The sequence below is a fragment of the Yeosuana sp. genome (assembly GCF_057126245.1).
Genome location: NZ_DBNGMQ010000007.1, coordinates 1 through 3399, shown reverse-complemented (window position 1 = coordinate 3399; position 3399 = coordinate 1). Strand labels below are relative to the sequence as shown.

General features: G+C 35.3%; 2 protein-coding genes. Both read left to right on the top strand.

What is annotated here, in order from left to right; genetic code table 11:
• Positions 1 to 171 precede the first annotated feature (171 nt).
• Complete coding sequence (locus AC15TD_RS00755; RefSeq protein WP_484450225.1) at positions 172 to 1698, top strand: T9SS type A sorting domain-containing protein; 1527 nt, start codon at positions 172 to 174, stop codon at positions 1696 to 1698.
• A 310-nt stretch (positions 1699 to 2008) separates the two neighbouring features.
• A partial coding sequence (locus tag AC15TD_RS00750) for a glycoside hydrolase family 2 protein (RefSeq protein ID WP_484450224.1) occupies positions 2009 to 3399 on the top strand: 1391 nt, incomplete at its 3' end.

Below are 3399 nucleotides of genomic sequence, written 5' to 3'. Positions count from 1 at the left end.
TTGGCGTGAAGGAAAACCTTGGGAAGATGTTACTTATCACATACACGAGCACTTGATGCAAAACAAACCTGTTTTATATAAACAACCTCCTATTAGCAACGAACAATTATCACATTAATACAAGTAGACGAGTATCATATCATTATGAAAAATAAAATCTTAATAGTATGTATGTTATATTCGTGCTTTGGTTTCGGGCAAAATTTAATCGTCAATGGAAACTGGGAAGCAACTGGAACTATGTCTGGTGTTCCTGCGCCCTGGATGTCTATAAACCCGACGCAAGTTACTGTCGATGGTTTAACCAATTCTAAATGTGGTAATATTAACAATGGGTATGGCTCTATTTATCAAGTTTATAATGTAACTCCCGAAGCAACTTATAATGTAGCCTTTGATTACAGGTGGGTTAGCGGAACAGGAACTTACAATATGACTGCTAGAGTTAAAGATGGAGCAACAGCAGGCAGTGATTTAGCAACTTTAGTTTTAAATACAACACCAGATGCATGGCATAATGGAACATTTTCTTTTACAGTTCCTACAGGTGTTACAACAGCGAGAATCATATTTTATAAACCTTCGGGTAATCGCCCCTTTAGAATTGATAATGTTTATGTTGCGAAACAAGGTACTGCTCCTTTAGGTTTTATTGATTCTAATACCCCTATTAATGCTCAGCCTTTGGGAGTAGCTGGGAGCTGGGATTTAGATTTTAGTGATGAATTTAATGATGCCACAATCAATACCTCAAAATGGATTGTAAGTGTCAGTAATAAATCTAGAGCACCCAGAGCAAATTTAGGTGTAGATGATTGGTGGTGGAAACCAGAAAATGCGTTTTTAAATGGATCAGGTAATCTTGTTTTAAGAGGAACTAAAGTTGATAATAATACCATGTATTGCGGAAGTGTGGAAAGCAGAAACCTTTATGAACCAACCTACGGTTTTTTAGAGGCTCGCATACAAATAGCAGAAACATCTAAGGGAAACCATACGGCCTTTTGGCTTCAGGGAAGTAACATGGGAAATGCAGATAATTCGGCTGCAGATGGTGCCGAAGTGGATATTTTTGAATCGGCATGGGTAAATAATACAACTAAAGCTGTGGTTCATTTTGATGGGTATGGTGCTAATAAGAAAAACCATACCATCCCTTTTAATACGCCTAATTTGCATAACGGATATCACACATTTGGTTTGCATTGGACTGAGACTGCTATGGATATTTATTATGATGGTGTAAAAGTAGTGTCCACAAATGCTAGCAAACCTTTTCCTTTTACGGTAGATCCAAATGGATATCCCCTAGTTCCTCAAGTACCCGAATGGTTATGGCTTTCGGTTGGTGCCAGCTTTGGCGACGGAGATTTTCAAAGTCAAGCCGTTGGAACCTTATCTGATGCTTTGGTTGATTATGTACGTGTTTATAAATCTGCATCAACCTTAGGATTTCAAAGTTCAGGCATTGAAAAAAATTTTATATTATATCCCAATCCTGCCCAAAATGTGATTAGTATTAAATCTCAAACATCCCGTTATTCCCTTAAAATATACGATTTAAATGGCAGGCTTATAAGAAATTCTGAAGAATCAAAATCAGTGACCATAGATGTTAGTAAGTTTGCTAAAGGCATGTATATATTTAAAATAATTTCTAATCAAACGATGGATAACTATCAAATAATAGTGAATTAATAAAATAATTAAACAATATTTTATTAATTCAATTAGGATACTTCCTTTGTAACAAATAAACTTTTACCAAACAGTAATAATATACTTTATCTAGTAACATTAAAATCAAGAATTTGAATAAGAAATTAAATGATTTAAAATGTATTTTTTGGTGAATAAGGCCCTTTTATTGATTGTTATCTCCCCTTCATTCTTGATTTCTCACCATATCTTTGATGAGTAACTCAATTTTTTAAACATTTTTAGAATTTGTTTATGCCTTAATAACATATCTCATTGAGTAAATATAAGCTCCTAAACTTCATATAACATGAAAAGCATACTTTTCATCCTGATATTAACATTATCCATTGCAGGAAACAGTCAATCATTTATGATGAACCCCTACGGACGGCAAAGTGCCACTTTGCTAAATGGTAAGTGGAACGCCATTATAGATTTGTATAGTAATGGTGAAAAAAAGAAATTTTATCAAAACCGTAAGCCTCAGGATAAAACTGAGTTTATTGAGTACTCTTTCGAAAATGGACTTCGACTCAATGTTCCAGGAGATTTCAACTCTCAAATGCCCGAACTTAAGTATTATGAGGGAAATATATGGTATCAGCGTTACTTTACAGTGAAGAAGAATAATGATAAGCGACAATTCCTCTACTTTGCAGCAGTAAGCTACGAAGCCATTGTTTGGCTTAATGGTGTTGAATTAGGTAGACATGAAGGTGGTTTTACACCTTTTCAGTTTGAGGTTACCGATAAACTGAAAGAAGGAGAAAACGACCTTGTCATAATGGTTAATAACAATCGTAGAGTAGATGGTATCCCTGCCATGAGTTTTGATTGGTGGAACTATGGTGGCATTACACGTGATGTTTTTTTAATTGAAACACCGCAATCATACATTTTAGATTATAAAGTTCAGCTTAAAAAAGGGAGTGATAAAATACTATCTGGTTTTGTTCAATTAGATGGAGTAAATGCTTCTCAACAGGTAAAACTTTCGATACCAGAGTTGAAAATCAACAAAACGATAACGACTAACAAAAGCGGGCATGCAGCTTTTGAAATAGCTGCTAAGCCGCAACTATGGAGCCCTGATGCACCTAAAATATACGAAGTAAAATTCATTGCTAATGGTGATATTGTTAAAGATAAAATGGGATTTAGAACCATTGAAACAAAAGGGACTAAGATATTACTTAACGGAGAGCCTATTTTCCTGAAGGGAGTTAACTTTCACGAAGAAATACCACAACGCATGGGACGAGCTTATTCCGATGCCGATGCTGCTATGATATTGAACGAAGTTAAAGCATTGGGATGCAATTTTGCCAGAACCGCACACTATCCTCAAAACGAAGGTATTTTACGCATGGCAGAAGAAATGGGTATTATGATTTGGGAAGAAATACCTATTTGGCAGGGTATTGAGTTTACTAACCCGGTTATTTATAAAAAGGCGGAAACCATGCTCCGTGAAATGATATATCGCGATAAAAATCGCTCGAACGTTATTATCTGGAGTGTTGCCAATGAGACTAAGCCATCACCTGCTCGGGATAGCATATTAACTAAATTGGTTACACTTACAAGATCTATAGATAATACGCGTTTAGTAAGTGCTGCATTCAACAATAGTTATTTCAAAAAGGATAGAAATACCTTTGAATTGAAAGACAAACTAACTGATGTACTTGATGTAGT

Coding starts and splice junctions, on each gene's coding strand:
- AC15TD_RS00755 (WP_484450225.1), top strand. CDS start 172: ATGTTATATTCGTGCTTTGGTTTCGGGCAAAATTTAATCGTCAATGGA.